Below are 18,475 nucleotides of genomic sequence, written 5' to 3' on the forward strand. Positions count from 1 at the left end.
CCGTGAGGGCACGTGGCGGGCGCAGGAGTTGCGGGGGGCGGCTCGATGAGCGACGAGGGCGACGGGCGGTACGGCGGGGACCACCTCGACTTCGGAGGTGCGCAGTTCGAGGGCCCCGTCGTGGCGAAGGGGAACTTCTATCAGCGCGCGGCGGCTCCTACGGCGCTGAACGCCCTGCCCGCGCGGGCCACCGGCTTCACCGGCCGGGACGGTGAGCTGACCCGACTGCTCGAAGCGCTCGGCCCGTCGGCGGGGGACGCCGCCTCCGAGGCGGTACCGGTGCTGGTCGCCGCGGTGTCCGGACTCGGGGGGATCGGCAAGACCGCTCTCGCGGTGGAGGCCGCTCACCGGGCGTGTGCGGCGGGATGGTTTCCGGGCGGGGTGCTGTTCCTGGACCTGCACGGGTACGACGAGAAGCCCGTCGCGGGGGATCAGGCACTGGAGGCGCTGTTGCGGGCGCTCGGCCTGGAGCCCGAGCACATTCCGCTGGGGGCGGACGAACAGGGCTCCCTGTACCGGTCGAGGCTCGCGGACAGGGCGCGGCAGCAGGGCGCGGTGCTGGTGCTGGCCGACAACGTGTCCTCGCCGGAGCAGGTGCGCCCGCTCGTCCCGGGGGACCCACGACATCGACTGCTGGTCACCTCGCGCAGCAAGCTGCCTCAACTGGGAGCGCGGCTGCTGGCGTTGGACGAACTGACCCCGCGGGAGGCGTATGACCTGCTCCAACGAGCGCTGCGCATTGCCGATCCCGCTGACAGCCGTGTCGCCGACGAGGCCGAGGCAGCCGCGCAGGTCGCCTTGCGCTGTGGGCATCTGCCGCTCGCGTTGCAGATCGCGGCGGCGCTCCTCGTACTGGACGTGGACAAGCCTGTTGCCGAACTCGCCGGTGAACTCGCCGAGTTCCGGAACCGACTCGATCACCTCGACGACGGTGAACGCAGCGTGCGGGCGGCCTTCGACCTGTCGTACCGGAATCTGCCTCCCGATCAGGCACGGCTGTTCCGCCTGCTGGCGGTGGCTCCGGGGCCGGAGGTGACCACGGACGTCATCACCGTTCTGACCGACGATCCGGTCCCGCCGCAAGGTGCTCTGGAGGCCCTGGCCCGCGCCCATCTGGTCACGCGGGGAAGAGGCCGTGGCCGGTGGTGGCTGCATGACCTGGTCCGGGCCTACGGGACGGGCGTGGTGGCGGCCGATGCGGAGCTGGCGGCGGAGGCCGAACAGGCGAGGCTGAGGGTGCTCACCTACTACCATCGGCTGGCGCGCGCTGCCGACGACCATCTCCGGTGGCTTCCGGGCCGGCCGGAGCCGCAGGGGCTCCAGGACCGCCAAGCGGCGCTGGACTGGCTGGATGCGGAGCGGCCAGGACTGGTCGCGGCCGTTCAGTGGGCGCGTGAGACGCGCTATGCGGACCGGGCAGTGCGGCTGGCCGCGCGGCTGGCGGCGTATCTGGAGTGGCGACGGCGCTACCACGACTGGATCACCGTCAGCCGAGCCGCCTTCGAAGCGGCCTACCGGTCGGAGGACGACAGAGCGGAGGCGAGCGCGTGGGACAACCTCGGGAGTGCCTTGCGCGGGGCGGGTCGACTCGAGGAGGCGATCGATGCCCACCGCAATGCCCACGAGCTCTACAAGGACCTGGCCGAGCATCGGGGTGAGGCGAACGCCTTGAACAACCTCGGCATCGCTCTGCGCCGGACGGGCCGGGTGGAGGAAGCGATCAAGGCCCATTCACGCGCCCGGGACATCAACCACACTGCCGAGGACAGCCAACGCCTGGGCAGTTCCTGGGGGAACCTCGGCATCGCCCTGCGGGAGGCGGGCCGGGTGGACGAGGCGATCGCCGCCCATACCCGTGCGCTCGAGCTGTACCAGGCCGTACGCGACCGGCAGCGGGAAGCCAGAGCCTGGCACAACCTCGGTACCGCACTTCGGGCGGCAGGCCGGGCCGAGGAGGCCGTCGAGGCCTACGGCGAGGCCGTGGCGATTCACCAGGACTTCGAGGACTGGTACCGAGCGGGGCAGGGTCTGCGGGGCCTGGCCCGAGTCCACGAACACCTTCACGACGCCGCCAGGGCGGTCGCCTACTGGCTCCAGGCCGTCGACGCCTTCACCGTGGCCAACGCTCCGGCAGAGGCGGCGCGGGCGCTGGTGGCCGCGGGACAGGCCGGCAACGCCCGCCCGCCTCACCCCTTGACCGCCCCGCCCAACGCGAACCCCCCGCCCAACCGTCGGGCCACCAGCACATAGAGCAGGATCACCGGCGTCGAGTAGATCACCGAGAACGCCGCCAGCTGCCCGTACGCCACCATCCCCCGGTTCCCGAAGAACTCGTTGATGCTCACCGCCGCCGGCATCTGATCCGGTGTGAGCAGCAGCATGAACGGGACGAAGAAGTTGCCCCACATCATGACGAAGGAGAAGACCGTCACCACCGCCACGCCCGGGCCCATCAGGGGGAGGACGATCCGGAGCAGGGACTGGAAGGATGACGCGCCGTCCGTCCAGGCCGCCTCTTCCAGTTCCTTCGGTACGCCGTCCATGAAGTTCTTCATCAGCCAGATGGCGAAGGGGAGTTGAGAGGCCGCGAAGAAGAAGATCGTGCCCTGGAGGGTGTCGATCAGGTTCACCTGGACGAACAGGGCGTACACCGGGACCATGATCGCGGTGATCGGGAGGCTCGTGGCGAACAGGATCGTCAGGAGGAAGGGGCGGTTCAGGCGGGAGCGGAAGCGGGAGAGCGGGTACGCCGCCAGCGCCGCGCACACCACCGTCAGCAGGGTGCCGCCACCGCACAGCAGCAGGCTGTTCAGCAGCGGCGTGAACGTGATCTCCGGTGTCAGGACCGCGTCGAAGTGGGACAGGGTCACACCGTCGGGGAGCTTCACGCGGAGGTTCGCGTCCGGGTCCACCGAGGACAGGAGCACCCAAGTCAGCGGGAGCATGAACGCGGCGGCCACCACCAGGAGGCCCGCGTCGGCGGCCAGGCGGTGGGCGGTTCTGCGGGATGTCATGGATGCCATCGGTGTCAGACCTCCGTCCGGAGCAGACGCACGTACACCGCCGAGAACAGCGAGCCCACCACCAGAAGCAGCAGCGCCACCGCCGTGCCGTAGCCGATCATGCTTTTCTGGAACGCCTCCTCGTACATGAAGAGGGGGAGGGTCTGGCTCTTGCCTCCCGGCCCGCCTCTCGTCATCACCCAGATCAGACCGAAGACGGACAGGGTCTGGAGGGTGATGAGCATGAGGTTCGTGCCGATGGAGCGGCGGATCATCGGGAGCGTGATGTGCCACATGCGGCGCCAGCCGCCCGCGCCGTCGACCTCCGCCGCCTCGGTGATCTCCTTGGGGATCTCGTTCAGCGCCGCCGAGTAGACCAGCATGGAGAACGCCGTGCCCCGCCACACGTTCGCGAACGACACCGCGAGGATCGGCAGGGTGAACAGCCAGTTCTGGGTGGGGAGATGGAGCCAGTCCAGGATGGCGTTCAGGGTGCCCTCGCGGCGGAAGAAGGCGTAGAGGAGGAAGCCGGCGACCACCTCCGGGAGCACCCACGCCGCGATGACCACCGCGCCGACGACCGTGCGCACCGGCTTCGACGCGCGCCGCATCAGCGCGGCCAGCGCCAGGCCCAGCGTGTTCTGGCCGATCAGTGCCGACACGACCGTGAAGACCAGCGTCAGCCACACCGCGTTCAGGAACGCCTCGTCCCCGAACGCCGTACGGAAGTTCTCGAAGCCGATGAACGACTCCTGGGCCTGGCCGGTGAGCTGGAGGTCGGTGAAGGCAATGTAGGCGCAGTACGCGATCGGGCCGGCCAGGAAGAGGAGCAGGAGGATCACGGAGGGGGCGAGGGGGAGGGCGCGGGCGGTCCTCGTGAGTCTCATGGGAGAGGGCTCACTTCTCGATCACTTTGCCGTCGGCCGCCGTTTTCAGTTCCTCGTCGTAGGCCTTCGCCGCTTCCGCCACCGACATGTCGCCCGTCGTCACACCCTCCATCGCCTCCTGGATCGCGGTGGAGACCTTCGGGTACGCCGGGTAGGCGGGCCGGTAGTGGGTGCTCGCGACCAGGTCGGTGAAGAACTTGATGCCGGGCTGGGCGTCGGCGTACGCGGGGTCCTCGGCGACGTCCTTGCGGACCGCGATGCCGGAGTTGGCGACGTACCACTTCTGGGCGTTCGCCTTCGTCTGCATCGTCTTGATGAAGTCGAAGGCCAGGTCGGGGTTGGCCACCTTCGACGGGATCGCCCATGTCCAGCCGCCGGACATGCTCACCTTGCCGGGGGCCTGGCCGTTCTGGGTGGGCATGTAGGCGAGGCCCAGCTTCTGGGACCACTCGGGCCATTCGTGCCCGCTGCCCTCCAGCCAGTCCTGCGGGAGCCAGGAGCCGTCCAGGTCGATGCCGAGCTTGCCCTTGGGCAGGAGGTCGCCGCGGATGATGGTCTGGATGTTGGGGTCCAGAGCGGTCTCGACGTCCGGGCCGAGCTTCTCCTTGTAGACCGTCTCGACGAAGGAGAGGGCGTCCTTGAAGCCCTGGCCGCCGGCGATCCACTTCTTGGTGGCGGTGTCGTAGAGGGGGTCCGCGGTGCCGTCGGCCGTGCCGTAGAGCAGCATCTCGAAGCCCTGCATCGTCGCGGCCTCACCTGCGGGTTTGCCGGTGTAGACGTTGAGGGGGGTGACGTCGGGGACCTTCTCCTTGATCGTGCGGGCGGCTTCGAGGACGTCGCCCCAGGTCTTGGGCTGCCATTCGGCGGGGAGACCGGCCTTGGCGAAGATGCCCTTGTCGAACCACAGGCCCCGGGTGTCCGTGCCGTCCGGGACGCCGTACGTCTTTCCGTCCTCGGCCTTGGCCGCGGTCTTCGCCGTGTCGATGAACCGGTTCCAGTCCGGCCACTTGGCGAGGTAGGCGTCGAGGGGCTTCAAGTACCCGCTGGTGATGTCGGAGTTGATGAGGAACGTGTCCTCGTAGACCAGGTCCGGGGCGGTCTTGGGGGAGCGGAGCATCTGCTGGACCTTGGTGTAGTACTCCGAGTCCGGGGCCTTGATCGGGACGAGCTCGACCTTCTTGCCGGGGTTCGCCTTCTCGAACTGCTTTTTGACGCCGGCGAGGTACTCGTCCATCACCTTGATGGAGTTGTCCGTGGACTGCTTGAAGGAGACCTTCAGCGTGTCCGGGTCGCTTCCGGATCCGGAGCTGCACGCGGTGAGGGCGGTGGCGGTGAGGGCGGCGGCGAGGAGTACGGGGAGAACGGCGGTGGGGCGCACGGGCATGACCTCCTACGGGCTCACGTGGGGGTGGCCGGGTGGCTGCCCGGTGAACGTAGGGGGAGTGGTCTAGTCAGGTCAATGAGTCTGCGGCGGATTGGGTGTTGGCGGCTTCGGCGGGCCTCGTGAACCCCGCCGGCAACGCAGCCGTGGCGACAGGCACCGGCCCATGCACCGACCCGGGCCTACCGGTCCCCATCCCCCCGTTCCACCCGCTTGCCCACGAACGGTCCGTTGAACGTGCTGTTCCGGAAGTCGAAGTGGTCCCCTCCGTAGACGGACCCATGATGGGGACCCTCCCCGGAGTCATCGGCCCCCGCCGAACCCGCCGGTGACGACCGCCCACCGAACGGCCGCAGCTCCCGCAGTACCGCCACCATCGCCGAAGCCGCACTCGCCGCAGCCCGAGGCTGCCAACCCTCCCCGTCCAGCCGGGACTTGTCCCCGTCGGCCCGATCGCTGATCCCCCGGATCACCAACGCGTCCCCACCCGCGAGGTCCACCGCGCTCACGACCCCCGCGCCCTCCATCTCGATGGCGGCGGCGTCGTTGTAGTACTTCCGCAGATGCTCGGCCAGCGCGGACGACGAAGCCGCCAGCACCACATCCCCCGCGGCGATCGGCTTCAGATGCGCCCGGGGATCGTCCCGCAACGCCTCCTGCGCCGCAGCCCGCAGGCGATGCGAAGCCCGCCAGGCCTCCGGTCGTACATGGAAGCCCTCGTCCGTGTCCTTGCCCCCGTGCACCGCGTACACCTTGGTCGCCACCACCACGTCCCCCAACGCGATGTCGCTCTTCAGCCCCCCGGCGACCCCGACGAAGAAGACGGCTTCCGGCTCCAGCCACGTCATCACCCGCTCCGTGAGCGCGGCGGCCGTCAGATTCCCCTCGCCCATCTGCACCAGGGCGACCGACCACGGTGTACCCGCCAGCACCCCCACCGCGGCGCGCGTGCCTCGCGGATGCTCCGGCTTCCGTACGTCGGAGAGGTGTCCCCGCACGGCCGTGTACTCAAGGGACAACGCGGTCAACACCGCCACGGTGGGTCGAGTCACTCCCTTAAGGTACGGCCAAGTGACCTGCGCAGGGACGCCGTTGGGACCAAAGGAGAGCTCATGCCGGACCAGCATGACGTGACCGTCGGGCAACTCCTCCTCGCCGAGTACCAGACCCTCAAGGACGAGCAGAAGACCCGCATCGGCTTCCGCGACAACCTGCTCTACGTCACCCTCACCATCGTCGCCGCGGTCATCGCCGCCACCGCCCAGGCGAAACGCCCCGACATGCTGCTCGCGCTCCCGCCCGTGTGCGTCGTGCTCGGGTGGACGTACCTCGTCAACGACGAGAAGATCTCCGCGATCGGCAGGCACGTACGCCACGAGCTGGGACCGAAGCTCGCCCAACTCGCCAGGGCCGAGCACGCGTTCGCCTGGGAGACCGCCCACCGCTCCGACTCCCGCCGGCGTCAGCGCAAAGTCATCCAGTGCGGGATCGACCTCATGGCCTTCTGTGTCGTACCCCTCGCCGGGCTCACCGTCTACTGGGCCGCGGGCGAGGCCAGTGCCGGACTTCTCGTCCTGTCGCTCGTCGAGGCGCTGACCGTGATCGGGCTCGCGGCCCAAGTCGTCGTATATACGCGGCCGTTCGGTCCTACGGCCCCTTGACCCACCGGTACTGCAACTCCGGCCGCCCCACCGTCCCGTACTGCGGAGCCCTCGCCGCCCTCCCCGCGTCGACGAGATGCTCGAGATAGCGCCGGGCGGTGATCCGTGAGATCCCGACGACCTCCGCGAGTCCGGTGGCCGTCAGTCCCTCACCGCTGTCCCGCAGCGCCACGGTGACCCGTTCCAGCGTCGGGGAGCTCAACCCCTTCGGCAGCGCCGCCGGTCCTGGCGCGCGCAGTGTCGCCAGCGCCCGGTCCACCTCGTCCTGCCCGCTGGCCTCGCCCGCCGACGCGTGGAACTCGGCGTACCGCACCAGCCGGTCCCGCAACGTGGCGAAGGTGAACGGCTTCAGGACGTACTGGACGACACCCAGGGAGACCCCCTCCCGTACCACCGTCAGGTCCCGCGCCGACGTCACCGCGATCACGTCCGCCTGATGTCCGGCGGCCCGGAGGGAGCGGGCGAACTGCAGACCGTGCACGTCGGGGAGGTGCAGGTCCAGCAGGAGCAGGTCCACCGGCGTACGGTCCAGCAGGCGCCGCGCCTCCGCCCCGGTGTGCGCCTTGCCCACGGCCGTGAAGCCCTGCACCCGGTTGACGTACATGACGTGCGCGTCCGCGGCGACCGGGTCGTCCTCCACGACCAGGACACGGATCGGCTGTGGCTGGGTCGTCATGCGTCGCCTCCAGAAGCGGTACCCCGCGAACCGGCGCCCTCCGGCGCGGGGACCCCACGCTCGGAGCCCTCCGGTTCGGCACCCTCCGGCCCCGGGGTTCGCGGCTCGATCCCCACCGGTGCGGCACCTGTCGTCGACGCATCTTCGGACGCCGCCGCGCCCACCGTACGCCCGGCCCCCACACCGCCGCCCCGCGCGGTCTCCAGCGCCACCGCCCCATCGCTCCCCCACGACGACACCGACGCCCCGACCTCAGTCCCGCTACCGGCCTCCGCCTCGCCCTCGACGCCCCTGGTCTGCACTCCGCCCCGGGTCTCCGGCTCGCTCCGGATGTTCGTGGTGTGCGCTGTGTCTCCGGTCTCCGGCTCGCTCCGGATGTTCGTGGTCTGCGCCGTGCGCCCGGTCTCCACCCCGCTCCCGACCCGCACCGCGCCCTGGCCCTCCGCCCCGCCCCCGACACTCCCGGTCTGTACTCCGCCCCCGACCTGCACCTCGCCCCAGGTCTCCGCCGCGCCCCCCACGCTCCCGGCTTCCGCCGAGCTCCCGGCCCGAGTCACCCCCCGCACCCCGCCCCCGGCCCGAGTAGCCCCCCGCACCCCGGCCTCGGCCGACCCCCCACCCCGCAACGGCACGCGAACCTCGAACTCCGCCCCGCCCCCGGCAGCCTCGGCCACCGTCAGCGTCCCTTCGTGGCGGCCGACTGCCTGGCGTACGAGAGCCAGGCCCAGCCCCCGGCCGCCCGGGCCCGCCGGCTTGGTCGAGAAGCCTCGCTGGAACACCGCCTCCGCGTGCGCCGGGTCCACGCCGCCGCCCGTGTCGGAGACGCGCAGCATCAGCTCGTCGGCTTCGGTGTACGCCGTCACCGTGACGCGCGCGCCCACGCTGCCCTGCGCCGCGTCCACCGCGTTGTCGATCAGGTTGCCGAGGATCGTCACCAGGTCGCGGGCGGGGAGCGAGGCCGGCAGGAGACCGTCGTCCAGGCGGCTGTCCTCCGACACCACCAGCTCCACGCCCCGCTCGTTCGCCTGTGCCGTCTTCCCGAGCAGCAAGGCCGCCAGTACCGGTTCGCTCACCGCCGCCACGACCTGGTCGGTGAGCGCCTGCGCCAGCTCCAGTTCGGCCGTGGCGAAGTCCACCGCCTCCTCGGCCCGGTCGAGTTCGATCAGCGAGACGACCGTGTGGAGACGGTTCGCCGCCTCGTGCGCCTGCGAGCGAAGGGCCTGGGTGAAGCCGCGTTCGGAGTTCAACTCGCCCATCAGGGACTGGAGTTCGGTCACGTCGCGCAGGGTCACGACCGTGCCCCGGCGGTCTCCTCCGGACACCGGTGACGTGTTGATGACCAGGACCCGGTCCGCTGTCAGGTGCACCTCGTCGACCCGCGGCTCCGACGCGAGTAGCGCGCCTGTCAGCGGGGCGGGCAGGCCGAGTTCCGCCACCGAGCGGCCCACCACGTCATCGGCCACGCCGAGCAGTTCCCGGCCGCCGTCGTTGATCAGCGCCACCCGGTACTGCCCGTCCAGCATCAACAACCCCTCGCGCACCGCGTGCAGCGCGGCCTGGTGGTAGTCGTGCATATGGCTGAGCTCGGTCGCGTTCATGTTGTGGGTGTGGCGGCGCAGGCGGGCGTTGATGACGTACGTGCCCACCGCGCCCAGCGCCAGCGCGCCCGCGGCGACGCCCAGCAGGGCCGTCAGCTGGCCCTGCACCCGCTCACTGATCGCCTCGACCCTGATACCCGCGCTGACCAGGCCCACGACCTTGCCGTCCGCCTTGATCGGCGTGACCGCGCGGACCGAGGCGCCGAGCGTGCCCGTGTACGTCTCGGTGAAGGAGTCGCCGCGCAGGGCGGGGGTGATGTTGCCGAGGAAGTGCTTGCCGATCTCCTCCTGGCGGGGGTGCGTCCAGCGGATCCCCTTCGGATTCATGATCGTGACGAAGTCGACGTCGGCGTCGTGCATCACCCGCAGCGCGTACGGCTGGAGCTTCGCCGACGGATCGGACGTACCGATGGCCTCCCGTACGGAAGGGGCGTCCGCGACCGCGCGGGCCACCCCCATCGCCTGGCGGCCGGCCGCGTCCTCGGCCTGGCTGCGGTCGCTGACGTAGGTGAAGAGCGCGTACCCGGCGACGAGCACCGCTATGAGCACGGCCTGCATGGCGAAGAGCTGGCCGGCCAGGCTGCGGGGTCTCGGGACCGGGATGTGCATGTCGTCAGTGTGCCTCCGACAGTAAGTGTGAACTAAATGAACGGAAGGGTGACCGCCCTCACAGGGCGGGAGATAGTCACGGCATTCCTCTAAAGCCCGGACGTGAGCCGCACGCCGGTGTCAACCGACGAAGACGTCAAAGGAGGGCAGCCGTGGCCGCCAGCACCCCCGAAACCGCATCTGCCGCGCCCGCCAAGCGGGACCGCACCCATTATCTGTACATCGCGGTGATCGTCGCGGTCGCCATCGGCATTCTTGTCGGCATGGTCGCGCCGGACTTCGCCGTCGAGCTGAAGCCCATCGGTACCGGCTTCGTGAACCTGATCAAGATGATGATCTCGCCGATCATCTTCTGCACGATCGTGCTGGGTATCGGTTCGGTACGGAAGGCCGCCAAGGTCGGTGCCGTCGGCGGTATCGCGCTGCTCTACTTCACGATCATGTCGATGGTCGCGCTGGGCATCGGCCTCGTCGTCGGCAACATCCTGGACCCGGGCACCGGCCTCGCGGTGACCGACGCGGTCAAGGACGCCGGTCACGCACAGGTCGACGCGGAGGCCAAGGACACCACCGAGTTCCTGCTCGGCATCATCCCCACGACGATGATCTCCGCGTTCACCCAGGGCGAGGTCCTGCAGACGCTGCTCATCGCCCTGCTCGCCGGGTTCGCGCTGCAGGCCATGGGCCCCGCCGGTGCGCCGATCCTGCGCGGTGTCGAGCACATCCAGCGCCTCGTCTTCCGCATCCTCGCCATGATCATGTGGGCCGCTCCGATCGGTGCCTTCGGTGCCATGGCCGCCGTCGTGGGCTCCGCCGGCGTGGACGCGCTGAAGGACCTGGCCCTGCTGATGCTGGGCTTCTACACCACCTGCATCCTGTTCGTCTTCATCGTGCTCGGCACGCTGCTGCGGGTGATCGCGGGCCTGAACATCCTCACGCTCTTCAAGTACCTCGGCCGTGAGTTCCTGCTGATCCTGTCGACCTCCTCCTCCGAGTCCGCGCTGCCGCGGCTCATCGCGAAGATGGAGCACCTGGGCATCAGCAAGCCCGTCGTCGGCATCACCGTCCCGACCGGCTACTCCTTCAACCTCGACGGCACCATGATCTACATGACCATGGCCTCGCTGTTCATCGCCGACGCCATGGGTACGCCGATGTCGATCGGTGAGCAGATCCCGCTGCTGCTCTTCCTGTTCGTCGCCTCGAAGGGCGCCGCCGGTGTCACCGGTGCGGGTCTGGCCACGCTGGCCGGTGGTCTGCAGTCGCACAAGCCGGCCCTGGTGGACGGCATCGGCCTCATCGTCGGCATCGACCGCTTCATGAGCGAGGCCCGCGCCCTCACCAACTTCGCGGGCAACGCCGTCGCCACGGTCCTGATCGGCACCTGGACCAAGGAGATCGACCGCGAGCGCGTCGACCAGGTCCTCGCCGGTCACCTGCCGTTCGACGAGAAGACCCTCCTCGACGACGGCCACGAGACCGTTGTCGCGGATGTGCCGGAGCAGGGCGGAGAGAAGGAACTCGCCAAGGCCTAGGGGCAGGGCCCGGCCCCACGAGGGCAACAGACTCCGGGCGGCTGAGTAGCTCCCCCGTCGCTCAGCCGCCCGGGCAGTGGTCAAAGGCAGTACAACTCAATCGCTCAGCTTCGCCACCAGCTCGGTGGCACGAGAGGCGGGTACGCCCGCCGCGGTCAGTACGGTGACCGCGGCGGAGCGGCCCGCCTCTTCGGGTGCCAGGAGGCCGTCGTTCACCGCCTCCATCACCGCGAACACCAGCTGTTCATGGACGTACGCCAGAGCCGGCACGGGCAGCACGGAGACGAAGACGCCCTCGTCCAGGCCGCGCCGCAGCAGCTCCTCGCTGGACTCGCGCACCGGCGCCAGACGTTCCCGGATGCCCTGCATCGTCACGCTGCGCTGGGCCAGCGCGACCAGGATGCGATAGCGGTCGGCGACCTCCCAGACCGCCAGGGTTGAGGCGGCCAGCGCCTGTGCCGGGTCCTCGACGCCCTTGCGCCCCGCCTCGTCGGCGGCAGCCACCGCCTCCACGGCTCCGTCGACGAGCGTGCTCAGCAGCGCCTCACGGCTGGGGAAGTGCCCGTACACGGTCCGCCGTACGACTCCCGCGGCGCGCGCGATCTGGTCCATGGACGCGTCCGGATCGCGCAGCAGCTCGGCGAGCGCCACGTCGAGGATGCGGCGGCGGTTGGCGTCGGCGCGGCTGGTGTTACCCGTGGTCATGGACGCCATTGTGCCTCCTTCCTCAACGATTTGCACAGTGCTGTGCAGCGAGCGTACATTGCACATTGTTGTGCAAGTGCACAGCGCTGTGCAAGCCGTGGAAACAAGTCCGCCGAGGAAGGCCACCCCTGCCATGCGACTCGTCATGACCGAACAGGTCGAGAGGATGGACCGCCCCTACGCCCGGCGTTGGTGGGCGCTTCTCGTCCTCTGTCTGAGCCTGCTGATCATCGTGATGGCGAACACCGCCCTCACGGTCGCCGCGCCCGCCATGACCGAGGACCTCGGTCTGTCCAGCGCCGACCTGCAGTGGGTGATCGACGGCTACACCGTCCCGTACGCCGCGCTGATGCTGCTGCTCGGCGCGATCGGCGACAAGTACAGCCGCCGCGGCGCCCTTCTGCTCGGCCTGGCCGTGTTCGGCGGCGGGTCCGTCTTCGGGTACTTCGCCGACAGCTCCACGACGGTCATCGCGGCCCGTGCCGTGATGGGCACCGGCGCCGCGATGATCATGCCGGCGACGCTGTCCCTGCTCGCCTCGACCTTCCCGCGCGCCGAGCGGGCCAAGGCGATCACCGTGTGGACCGCCACGTCGGGCGTGGCCATCGCGGCCGGTCCGCTGGTCGCGGGCGCGCTCCTGGAGAACCACGACTGGACCTCGACGTTCCTCATCAACGTCCCCGTCGCCGCGCTCGCGATCGTCGGCGCCCTGGTCCTCGTACCGCCGTCCAAGGCCAGGGACAAGGGCCGGATCGACTACGTCGGCGGGCTGCTGTCGGTGGTGTGGATCGGCTCGCTGGTCTACATGATCATCGAAGGCCCGCACTTCGGGTGGGGTGCGAAGGCGATCGGCGCCGCGGTCGTCGCGGGCGCCGGACTGCTGGCCTTCGTCCTGTGGGAGCTGCGTCACCCGCGCCCCGTCGTCGACGTCCGCCGCTTCACCGACCGCGGTTTCGCCGGCTCCAACCTCGCCGTCGCCCTGTTCTTCCTCGCCGTCTTCGGCGCCTTCTACTACCTCACCCAGCACCTCCAGTTCGTCCTCGGCTACAGCGCCCTGGAGACCGGCCTGCGCATGCTGCCGCTCGCCGGTGCGGTGTTCGCGGGCTCGGCCCTGACCGGCTTCCTCACCCCGCGGGTCGGCATGAAGTGGACGGTCACCGCGGGCATGGTCGGCGGCACCGCGGCGCTCGCGCTGCTGACGCAGGTCGACGCCGGTTCGTCGTACGGCGATTTCGTCGCCCCCCTCGCCGTCCTCGGTCTGGCGATCGGCCTCGCCCTCTCGCCCGCCACGGACGCGATCATGGGGGCGTTCCCCGAGTCCGAACTGGGCGTCGGCGGCGCGGTGAACGACACCTCGATCGAGCTCGGCGGCTCGCTCGGCATCGCGATCCTCGGCTCGCTGCTGGCGACGTCGTACTCGGACCACCTCGCCGATGCCACGGGCGGCAGCAAGCTCCCCGCGGCCACGCTCGACACCGCACAGGACTCGGTCGGTGCCGGGTACGCCGTCGCGCAGGGCATCGGGGAGCAGGCCCGGCAGATCGCCGGACAGGCCGCGAAGGCGACGGACCCCCAGCAGGCCGCCCAGTTGAAGGGGCAGGCCGATCAACTCGCCGCCGGGGCCAAGCAGATGGCCGACGCGGTCGGCTCCTCCTTCTCGGACGCGGTCGCCCACACCAGCCTGATCGGGGCCGTGGTCCTGGGCGTCGGCACGGTGCTGGTCGCGGTGCTGCTGCCGGGGCGGAACAAGGCGGCGGAGCCCGTCGAAGCGGCCGCGGAGGAGAAGGAGCTCGCCGGCAGCCGCTGACTCACCGAACTCCCGCTCTGCGTCAGCAGTATGCCGCTGATCCAGTGAATGATCTCGAACGTGTCATTGGTTCTGGTGCAGGTGTGTACGTTCGGTGATGGTGAAGCTTGTGGTGCAGGTCAGACTCACCCCGACGCCCGAGCCGGCGGAGGCGTTGCAGGCAACCTTGGCTGCCTGCAACGAGGCTGCCACCTGGGTCAGCCGGATCGCGTTCGACCAGGGCGCGCAGCGCGTCTACGCGCTGCGCGGGTACACCTACACCGAGATCAGAGTGCGATGGGCGCTGGGAGCAGGGCCCGGGACCCGCGTCACATAGCCCGTCTTCTCCAGGGCCCGGTACGGGAGGAACAGGAGCACGCCCGTACCGGGCGATGGCGCTCCGCTGGGTGAGGCGCTTCGGGCACTGCTACTCGTGGTTCGTATACGTGCGAGGGCCGACCGTGGCTGGTCGCGCAGTTCCCCGCGCCCCTGCGGGCGCGGACTTTCCCGCGCAGACAAGCCCCGCCCGGCGCAGCGCCATCGCTGGGACTGGCGGGTGCGGGACGTCGCCGCGCATCTCATCGTCGCGGCACGCTTCACGTACGGGCAGGTCGTCCGGGAGATGGTCCGCGCCCGCGGCGACTGGAACCGGATGATCCACGACTCGGCCGTACGCGAGGCGGAGCGGCCCGTCGCCGAGATCGTCGCCGATCTGCGCTCCATCATCGGCTCCCGTCGCCTCGCCCCCACCACCTCTCCCCGCGAACCCCTCCTCGACCTCCTCGTACACGGCCAGGACATCGCCCTCGCGCTCGGCCGGCACCGTGAGATGCCCCCGGCCGCCGCCCGCGACTCCGTCGACCGGGTGTGGACCATGCGCTTCCCGCCCCGCCCCTGGCCACTGCCGAAGGCCCGACTCGTCGCCACCGACATCGAGTGGACGCGAGGTGAGGGGGAGGAGATCAGCGGCCCGGTCTCCGCGCTGCTGCTCCTGCTGACGGGACGTACGGAGGCGGCGGCACCACGGCTCGACGGGGCGGTTCCGAAGGCGGGCTGAACGGGGGATGCGAAGAGGAGCAGGCGCTGCTCGACGCCACCTGAGTGACGTCTCCCGTCCCTTTCCGGTCTGTTCGCGACCACTTGCCCCAAATACTTTGACCCGCGGCCCGCTGGGGCGCAGGCTGGAGAACCTCGGGGCGTAGGGCAGAGCGACGCGGAGGCGGACATGGGGGAGCCCGGTGGGGTGGAGATCGTCAGCAGCGCCGAGTACGAGGCGAGGTACGGGAAGGACCGCGAGCCCTCGCCCCTGTCGTTGGACCGGATCAGCGAGCTGTTCTACGAGTTCCTCGCGGCGGTCGCCCGCCCGAAGCGCACCGAGGCCGACGGCAGCCGCGACCTGGCCAAGCGGCTCCGCGACCACCTGGGTTCGGCGCCGACGGACCGCCCGGTGGTGAAGGCCGCGTACGCCTCGTACGACCTGCCCAACGTCCACCTCGCTCTGGAGCGCTGGTTCGCCGCCGACGGCCGTACCCATGAACTGATCGGCATGCGCGGCTCCCAGCACCACGGCGAGCTCACCCTCGGCGACATCCTCGAAGTCGCCGACCGCCACCAGCGGTTCGTGGTCGGCGCCGTCGACTACGCCCACCTGCCGGTCTCCCCGGACGAGGAACTGGCCTGTGTCTCCTGCGGGTTCTACCTCGGCACGGAGGGCGACGAGCGGTTCGCCGTTCTCCTGCGCGGCCCGCAGGACGAGTACGGACGCAACAAGGTCGAGCTCGAGGTCCTCGCCGGAGAGAAGGAGTTCGGGGACCGCTTCCTCGCCGAGATCGACGCCCTTCTGCGCGAGCACAACGTCTTTCGCGGACAGGTCCTCTCCTTCGAGGGCTCGGAGTTCGGCCACGGTCTCGGACCGTTCCGCTTCCACCGCCGCCCCGACCTGACCCGCGACGACATCGTGCTGCCGGCCGGACTCCTGGACCGCGTGGAGCGCCAGGTCGTGGGTGTGGCCCGGCGCCGCGAACAGCTCCGCGCGGCCGGTCAGCATCTGCGCCGGGGACTGCTGCTGTACGGCCCGCCCGGCACCGGCAAGACCCACACGATCCGCTATCTCCTCTCCCACCTGCCGCAGTTCACGGTGGTGATCCTGTCCGGCGAGAGCATCGAGGCCATCGGCCCGGCCTGCGCACTGGCCCGGATGCTCCAGCCGGCCCTCGTCGTCCTGGAGGACTGCGACCTCATCGCCGAGGCCCGCGACTACGGCGGCGGCGAACAGCCCCTGCTCTTCCAGGTGCTGAACGAGATGGATGGCCTCGGCGACGACGCCGACGTGACCTTCCTCCTCACCACCAACCGCGCCGACCTCCTGGAACCCGCCCTCGTGCAGCGCCCCGGCCGGGTCGACCTCGCCGTCGAGATCCCCCTCCCGGATGCCGCGGGCCGCGCCGCCCTGCTCGGCCTGTACGGAAGCGGGCTGGGCCTCGGCCAGGACATCGCGGACGAGGTCGTGACCCGCACGGAGGGCACGACCGCCTCCTTCACCAAGGAACTGGTACGCCGGTCCGTGCTCATCGCCGCCGAACGCGAGTCGGACCGCACCGAGGGGCAGGACGTCCGCGAGGCCCTCGACGAGCTGCTGTCCGACGGAGACCGGCTCACCCGCCGGCTGCTGGGGGTGCGGGGCGCCGAGGACATCGAGGACGAGGACTGGATGGCGGACGGCGACGAGGACGCGGGAGGGGAGGTGCGGGTCGTCAGGGGCCTGCGCCCGGGGCCGGGCCTGTACCCGGGATACCCGGGGACGCCTCCCGGCCGTTACGACCCGCCGCTGCGCTGAGCGTCCAGCCGCGCCAGCTCCTGCGCACTCAGTACGAGGTCCGCCGCGCCCGCCGAGTCCCGGATCGTCTCCGGCCGGCTCGCCCCCGGAATCGGGATCACGGTCGGCGACTTCGCCAACAGCCAGGCGAGGCACACCTGTTGGGCGCTGACCCCGCGCTCGGCCGCGACCTCGTGGAAGGCGCCGAAGCGCCCCGCCCCCGCCAGCCGCGACGGCCCGTCCAGCGCGCTGCGCGAGATACCGCCCAGCGGACTCCACGGCAGGAACGCCAGACCCAGCTCCGCGCACAGCCTGAGCTCGGCCGCACTGTCGCGGACCTCGGGGGAGTACTGGTTCTGCACCGACACCAGCCGGTCACCGAGGATCGCGCGGGCCGAACGGATCTGCTCCACATCGGTGTTGGAGACCCCGGCGAGGCGGATCTTGCCCTCGTCGAGCAGCTCCCGCAGTGCGCCGACCGACTCCTCGAAGGGCACGGCCGGGTCGGGCTTGTGCAGTTGGTAGAGGCCGATCGCCTCGACGCCGAGCCGCTTGAGGGAGCCCTCGGCGGCCCGCTTCAGATGGCTCGGGTCACCCGTCACCGTCCAGCTGCCGTCGGCCGGCCGGCCCCGGCCGCCCTTCGTCGTCACCAGCACGTCGGACGTGTCACCGCCGTACGCGGCGAGGGCGCGGGCCGCCAGCAGTTCGTTGTGGCCGGGCTCGGCGCCGGGCAAATGATACGAGTCCGCCGTGTCCAGCAGGGTGACGCCCGCGTCCAGTGCCGCGTGCACGGTGGCCAGGGCCCGCCGCTCGTCCGGGCGGCCCTCCAGGGACAGCGGCATCGCGCCCAGCCCGACGGCACTCACCCGCAGGTCGCCAAGTGTGCGGTACCGCATGTCAGTTGCCGCCCTTCCCGAGCGTCTCGGCGATCGCCGTGGGCAGCCACTGCCGTACGTCGCCGAAGGGGAAACCGAGCCGTGCGGCGCGGGAGTTGTCCATGCCGTAGGAGCGGGAGAAGGCGAACGGCGAGACCTCGCCGACCTCGACGAGCTGGAGTACGACCTTGCCCCGGGGCAGGTGCGCGGTCACCGCCTCGCACAGCTCGACGGTGCTCAGCAGACCGTGGGAGGCCGCGTTGACCGGTCCCGTGAACTCCTCGCCGGCCGCCCACGCCAGGAAGTCGGCGATCTCCTCGACGTGGATGTAGGTGGCGGGCTGGTTCGAGAAGGGCACCGCGATCGGCTCGCCGGTGCGGATGCGGGAGGCGTAGTGGTCGAGGCGTCCGGTGAAGTCGTCGTCCCCGCCCAGCACATGGGCCACGCGGACGGCCGCGTACGGGAAGTCCGGAGCGGCCGCGAACACCGCCTCCGCCTGCCGCTTGCCCTCGCCGTAGTGGGACTCCAGGAACTCCGGGTCGTCCCAGGGGAGTTCGGTGTCGACGGTCACCGTCAGCGGATCCACGGCATCCTCCCGTACGAGCGCGATGGAGTCCTCGTACTCGTACACCTCGACCGTCGACGTCATCACATAGCGCCCGGTGCGCCCCGCGAAGACCCGGCGGGCGATCTCCGCCTGCCGGGGGGTGTAGCAGACCTGGTCGACGACGACGTCGAACACCCGAGGACCGAGCGCGTCCGTCAGGGACTTCTCGTCATTGCGGTCGGCGACCAGATGCGTCGCGCCCGGCGGTGGCGGCGAGGATCCCCGGTTCAGTACGGTCACGCGGTTTCCGGCGGCCAGCAGCCGTGCGATGAGGCGCTTGCCGAAATAGCGGTTGCCGCCGATGACCAGTATCTCCCGTGCCTTTTCCATGGCCATAA

14 protein-coding genes and 2 pseudogenes are annotated in these 18,475 nt (G+C 70.4%); 7 read left to right on the forward strand and 9 right to left on the reverse strand.

The features are described 5' to 3' along the window. The first annotated feature begins 45 nt into the window (after positions 1 to 45). Entirely contained in the window at positions 46 to 2,250 is a 2,205-nt protein-coding gene (locus OHU89_RS34045) for a tetratricopeptide repeat protein (RefSeq protein ID WP_405648645.1), read from the forward strand. Here the strand turns inward: OHU89_RS34045 and OHU89_RS34050 are convergent. From OHU89_RS34050 to OHU89_RS34065, 4 genes are all read right to left on the reverse strand, one after another. Beyond that, the gene (locus tag OHU89_RS34050; protein WP_405648647.1) at positions 2,187 to 3,023 is read right to left on the reverse strand and encodes a carbohydrate ABC transporter permease; all 837 of its coding nucleotides are present in this window, start codon (positions 3,021 to 3,023) and stop codon (positions 2,187 to 2,189) included. The two genes, OHU89_RS34045 and OHU89_RS34050, sit on opposite strands and share 64 nt — an antisense overlap. Before the next feature lie 5 nt (positions 3,024 to 3,028). Continuing rightward, on the reverse strand, positions 3,029 to 3,889 hold the full coding sequence (locus OHU89_RS34055; protein ID WP_405648650.1) for a carbohydrate ABC transporter permease: 861 nt from the start codon (positions 3,887 to 3,889) through the stop codon (positions 3,029 to 3,031). 10 nt (positions 3,890 to 3,899) lie between these two features. Beyond that, complete coding sequence (locus OHU89_RS34060) at positions 3,900 to 5,273, reverse strand: extracellular solute-binding protein (RefSeq protein WP_405648652.1); 1,374 nt, start codon at positions 5,271 to 5,273, stop codon at positions 3,900 to 3,902. A gap of 179 nt (positions 5,274 to 5,452) precedes the next feature. Continuing rightward, on the reverse strand, positions 5,453 to 6,322 hold the full coding sequence (locus OHU89_RS34065; protein ID WP_405648653.1) for a 5'-methylthioadenosine/S-adenosylhomocysteine nucleosidase: 870 nt from the start codon (positions 6,320 to 6,322) through the stop codon (positions 5,453 to 5,455). 60 nt (positions 6,323 to 6,382) lie between these two features. Here OHU89_RS34065 and OHU89_RS34070 point away from each other — a divergent pair, with 60 nt between their 5' ends. Further along, positions 6,383 to 6,931, forward strand: a complete 549-nt coding sequence (locus OHU89_RS34070; RefSeq protein ID WP_405648656.1) for a hypothetical protein — start codon at positions 6,383 to 6,385, stop codon at positions 6,929 to 6,931. Here the strand turns inward: OHU89_RS34070 and OHU89_RS34075 are convergent. Then, positions 6,918 to 7,607: a response regulator gene (locus tag OHU89_RS34075; RefSeq protein WP_266887881.1), complete on the reverse strand. Its 690-nt coding sequence runs from the start codon at positions 7,605 to 7,607 to the stop codon at positions 6,918 to 6,920. The genes OHU89_RS34070 and OHU89_RS34075 overlap by 14 nt on opposite strands. A gap of 569 nt (positions 7,608 to 8,176) precedes the next feature. Beyond that, positions 8,177 to 9,814: pseudogene (locus OHU89_RS34080) on the reverse strand (ATP-binding protein); the annotation flags it as partial. 152 nt (positions 9,815 to 9,966) lie between these two features. On the opposite strand from OHU89_RS34080, the gene OHU89_RS34085 reads away from it, so the two are divergent. Continuing rightward, positions 9,967 to 11,349: a cation:dicarboxylate symporter family transporter gene (locus OHU89_RS34085; protein WP_405648660.1), complete on the forward strand. Its 1,383-nt coding sequence runs from the start codon at positions 9,967 to 9,969 to the stop codon at positions 11,347 to 11,349. Positions 11,350 to 11,445: 96 nt separating this feature from the next. Here the strand turns inward: OHU89_RS34085 and OHU89_RS34090 are convergent, their stop codons facing one another. After that, positions 11,446 to 12,063: a TetR/AcrR family transcriptional regulator gene (locus tag OHU89_RS34090; RefSeq protein WP_405648663.1), complete on the reverse strand. Its 618-nt coding sequence runs from the start codon at positions 12,061 to 12,063 to the stop codon at positions 11,446 to 11,448. 124 nt (positions 12,064 to 12,187) lie between these two features. Here OHU89_RS34090 and OHU89_RS34095 point away from each other — a divergent pair, with 124 nt between their 5' ends. The 4 genes and pseudogenes from OHU89_RS34095 to OHU89_RS34110 all read left to right on the forward strand — a co-directional run bounded on the left by OHU89_RS34095 (position 12,188) and on the right by OHU89_RS34110 (position 16,676). Beyond that, a complete protein-coding gene (locus tag OHU89_RS34095) occupies positions 12,188 to 13,861 on the forward strand; it encodes an MFS transporter (protein ID WP_405648666.1) in 1,674 nt (557 codons plus the stop codon). A gap of 97 nt (positions 13,862 to 13,958) precedes the next feature. Then, complete coding sequence (locus OHU89_RS34100) at positions 13,959 to 14,177, forward strand: hypothetical protein (protein ID WP_405648669.1); 219 nt, start codon at positions 13,959 to 13,961, stop codon at positions 14,175 to 14,177. Between the two features lie 210 nt (positions 14,178 to 14,387). Next, positions 14,388 to 14,897, forward strand: a pseudogene (locus tag OHU89_RS34105) (maleylpyruvate isomerase family mycothiol-dependent enzyme); the annotation flags it as partial. A 168-nt stretch (positions 14,898 to 15,065) separates the two neighbouring features. Beyond that, positions 15,066 to 16,676 carry an AAA family ATPase gene (locus OHU89_RS34110; protein ID WP_405648672.1) on the forward strand — a complete coding sequence of 537 codons (1,611 nt, stop codon included), beginning with the start codon at positions 15,066 to 15,068 and terminating at the stop codon, positions 16,674 to 16,676. On the opposite strand, the gene OHU89_RS34115 is transcribed toward OHU89_RS34110, so the two are convergent. Both OHU89_RS34115 and OHU89_RS34120 read right to left on the reverse strand, forming a co-directional pair. Next, positions 16,655 to 17,551, reverse strand: a complete 897-nt coding sequence (locus OHU89_RS34115; protein ID WP_405648676.1) for an aldo/keto reductase — start codon at positions 17,549 to 17,551, stop codon at positions 16,655 to 16,657. The two genes, OHU89_RS34110 and OHU89_RS34115, sit on opposite strands and share 22 nt — an antisense overlap. A 1-nt stretch (position 17,552) precedes the next feature. Next, on the reverse strand, positions 17,553 to 18,467 hold the full coding sequence (locus OHU89_RS34120) for an NAD-dependent epimerase/dehydratase family protein (protein ID WP_405648678.1): 915 nt from the start codon (positions 18,465 to 18,467) through the stop codon (positions 17,553 to 17,555). Between the last annotated feature and the right edge of the window lie 8 nt (positions 18,468 to 18,475).

Source organism: Streptomyces sp. NBC_00019 (assembly GCF_045041015.1).
Lineage (GTDB): Bacteria > Actinomycetota > Actinomycetes > Streptomycetales > Streptomycetaceae > Streptomyces.

Coding starts and splice junctions, on each gene's coding strand:
- OHU89_RS34045 (WP_405648645.1), top strand. CDS start 46: ATGAGCGACGAGGGCGACGGGCGGTACGGCGGGGACCACCTCGACTTC.
- OHU89_RS34060 (WP_405648652.1), bottom strand. CDS start 5,273: ATGCCCGTGCGCCCCACCGCCGTTCTCCCCGTACTCCTCGCCGCCGCC.
- OHU89_RS34070 (WP_405648656.1), top strand. CDS start 6,383: ATGCCGGACCAGCATGACGTGACCGTCGGGCAACTCCTCCTCGCCGAG.
- OHU89_RS34120 (WP_405648678.1), bottom strand. CDS start 18,467: ATGGAAAAGGCACGGGAGATACTGGTCATCGGCGGCAACCGCTATTTC.
- OHU89_RS34115 (WP_405648676.1), bottom strand. CDS start 17,551: ATGCGGTACCGCACACTTGGCGACCTGCGGGTGAGTGCCGTCGGGCTG.
- OHU89_RS34110 (WP_405648672.1), top strand. CDS start 15,066: ATGGGGGAGCCCGGTGGGGTGGAGATCGTCAGCAGCGCCGAGTACGAG.
- OHU89_RS34095 (WP_405648666.1), top strand. CDS start 12,188: ATGCGACTCGTCATGACCGAACAGGTCGAGAGGATGGACCGCCCCTAC.
- OHU89_RS34055 (WP_405648650.1), bottom strand. CDS start 3,889: ATGAGACTCACGAGGACCGCCCGCGCCCTCCCCCTCGCCCCCTCCGTG.
- OHU89_RS34090 (WP_405648663.1), bottom strand. CDS start 12,063: ATGGCGTCCATGACCACGGGTAACACCAGCCGCGCCGACGCCAACCGC.
- OHU89_RS34050 (WP_405648647.1), bottom strand. CDS start 3,023: ATGGCATCCATGACATCCCGCAGAACCGCCCACCGCCTGGCCGCCGAC.
- OHU89_RS34075 (WP_266887881.1), bottom strand. CDS start 7,607: ATGACGACCCAGCCACAGCCGATCCGTGTCCTGGTCGTGGAGGACGAC.
- OHU89_RS34100 (WP_405648669.1), top strand. CDS start 13,959: ATGGTGAAGCTTGTGGTGCAGGTCAGACTCACCCCGACGCCCGAGCCG.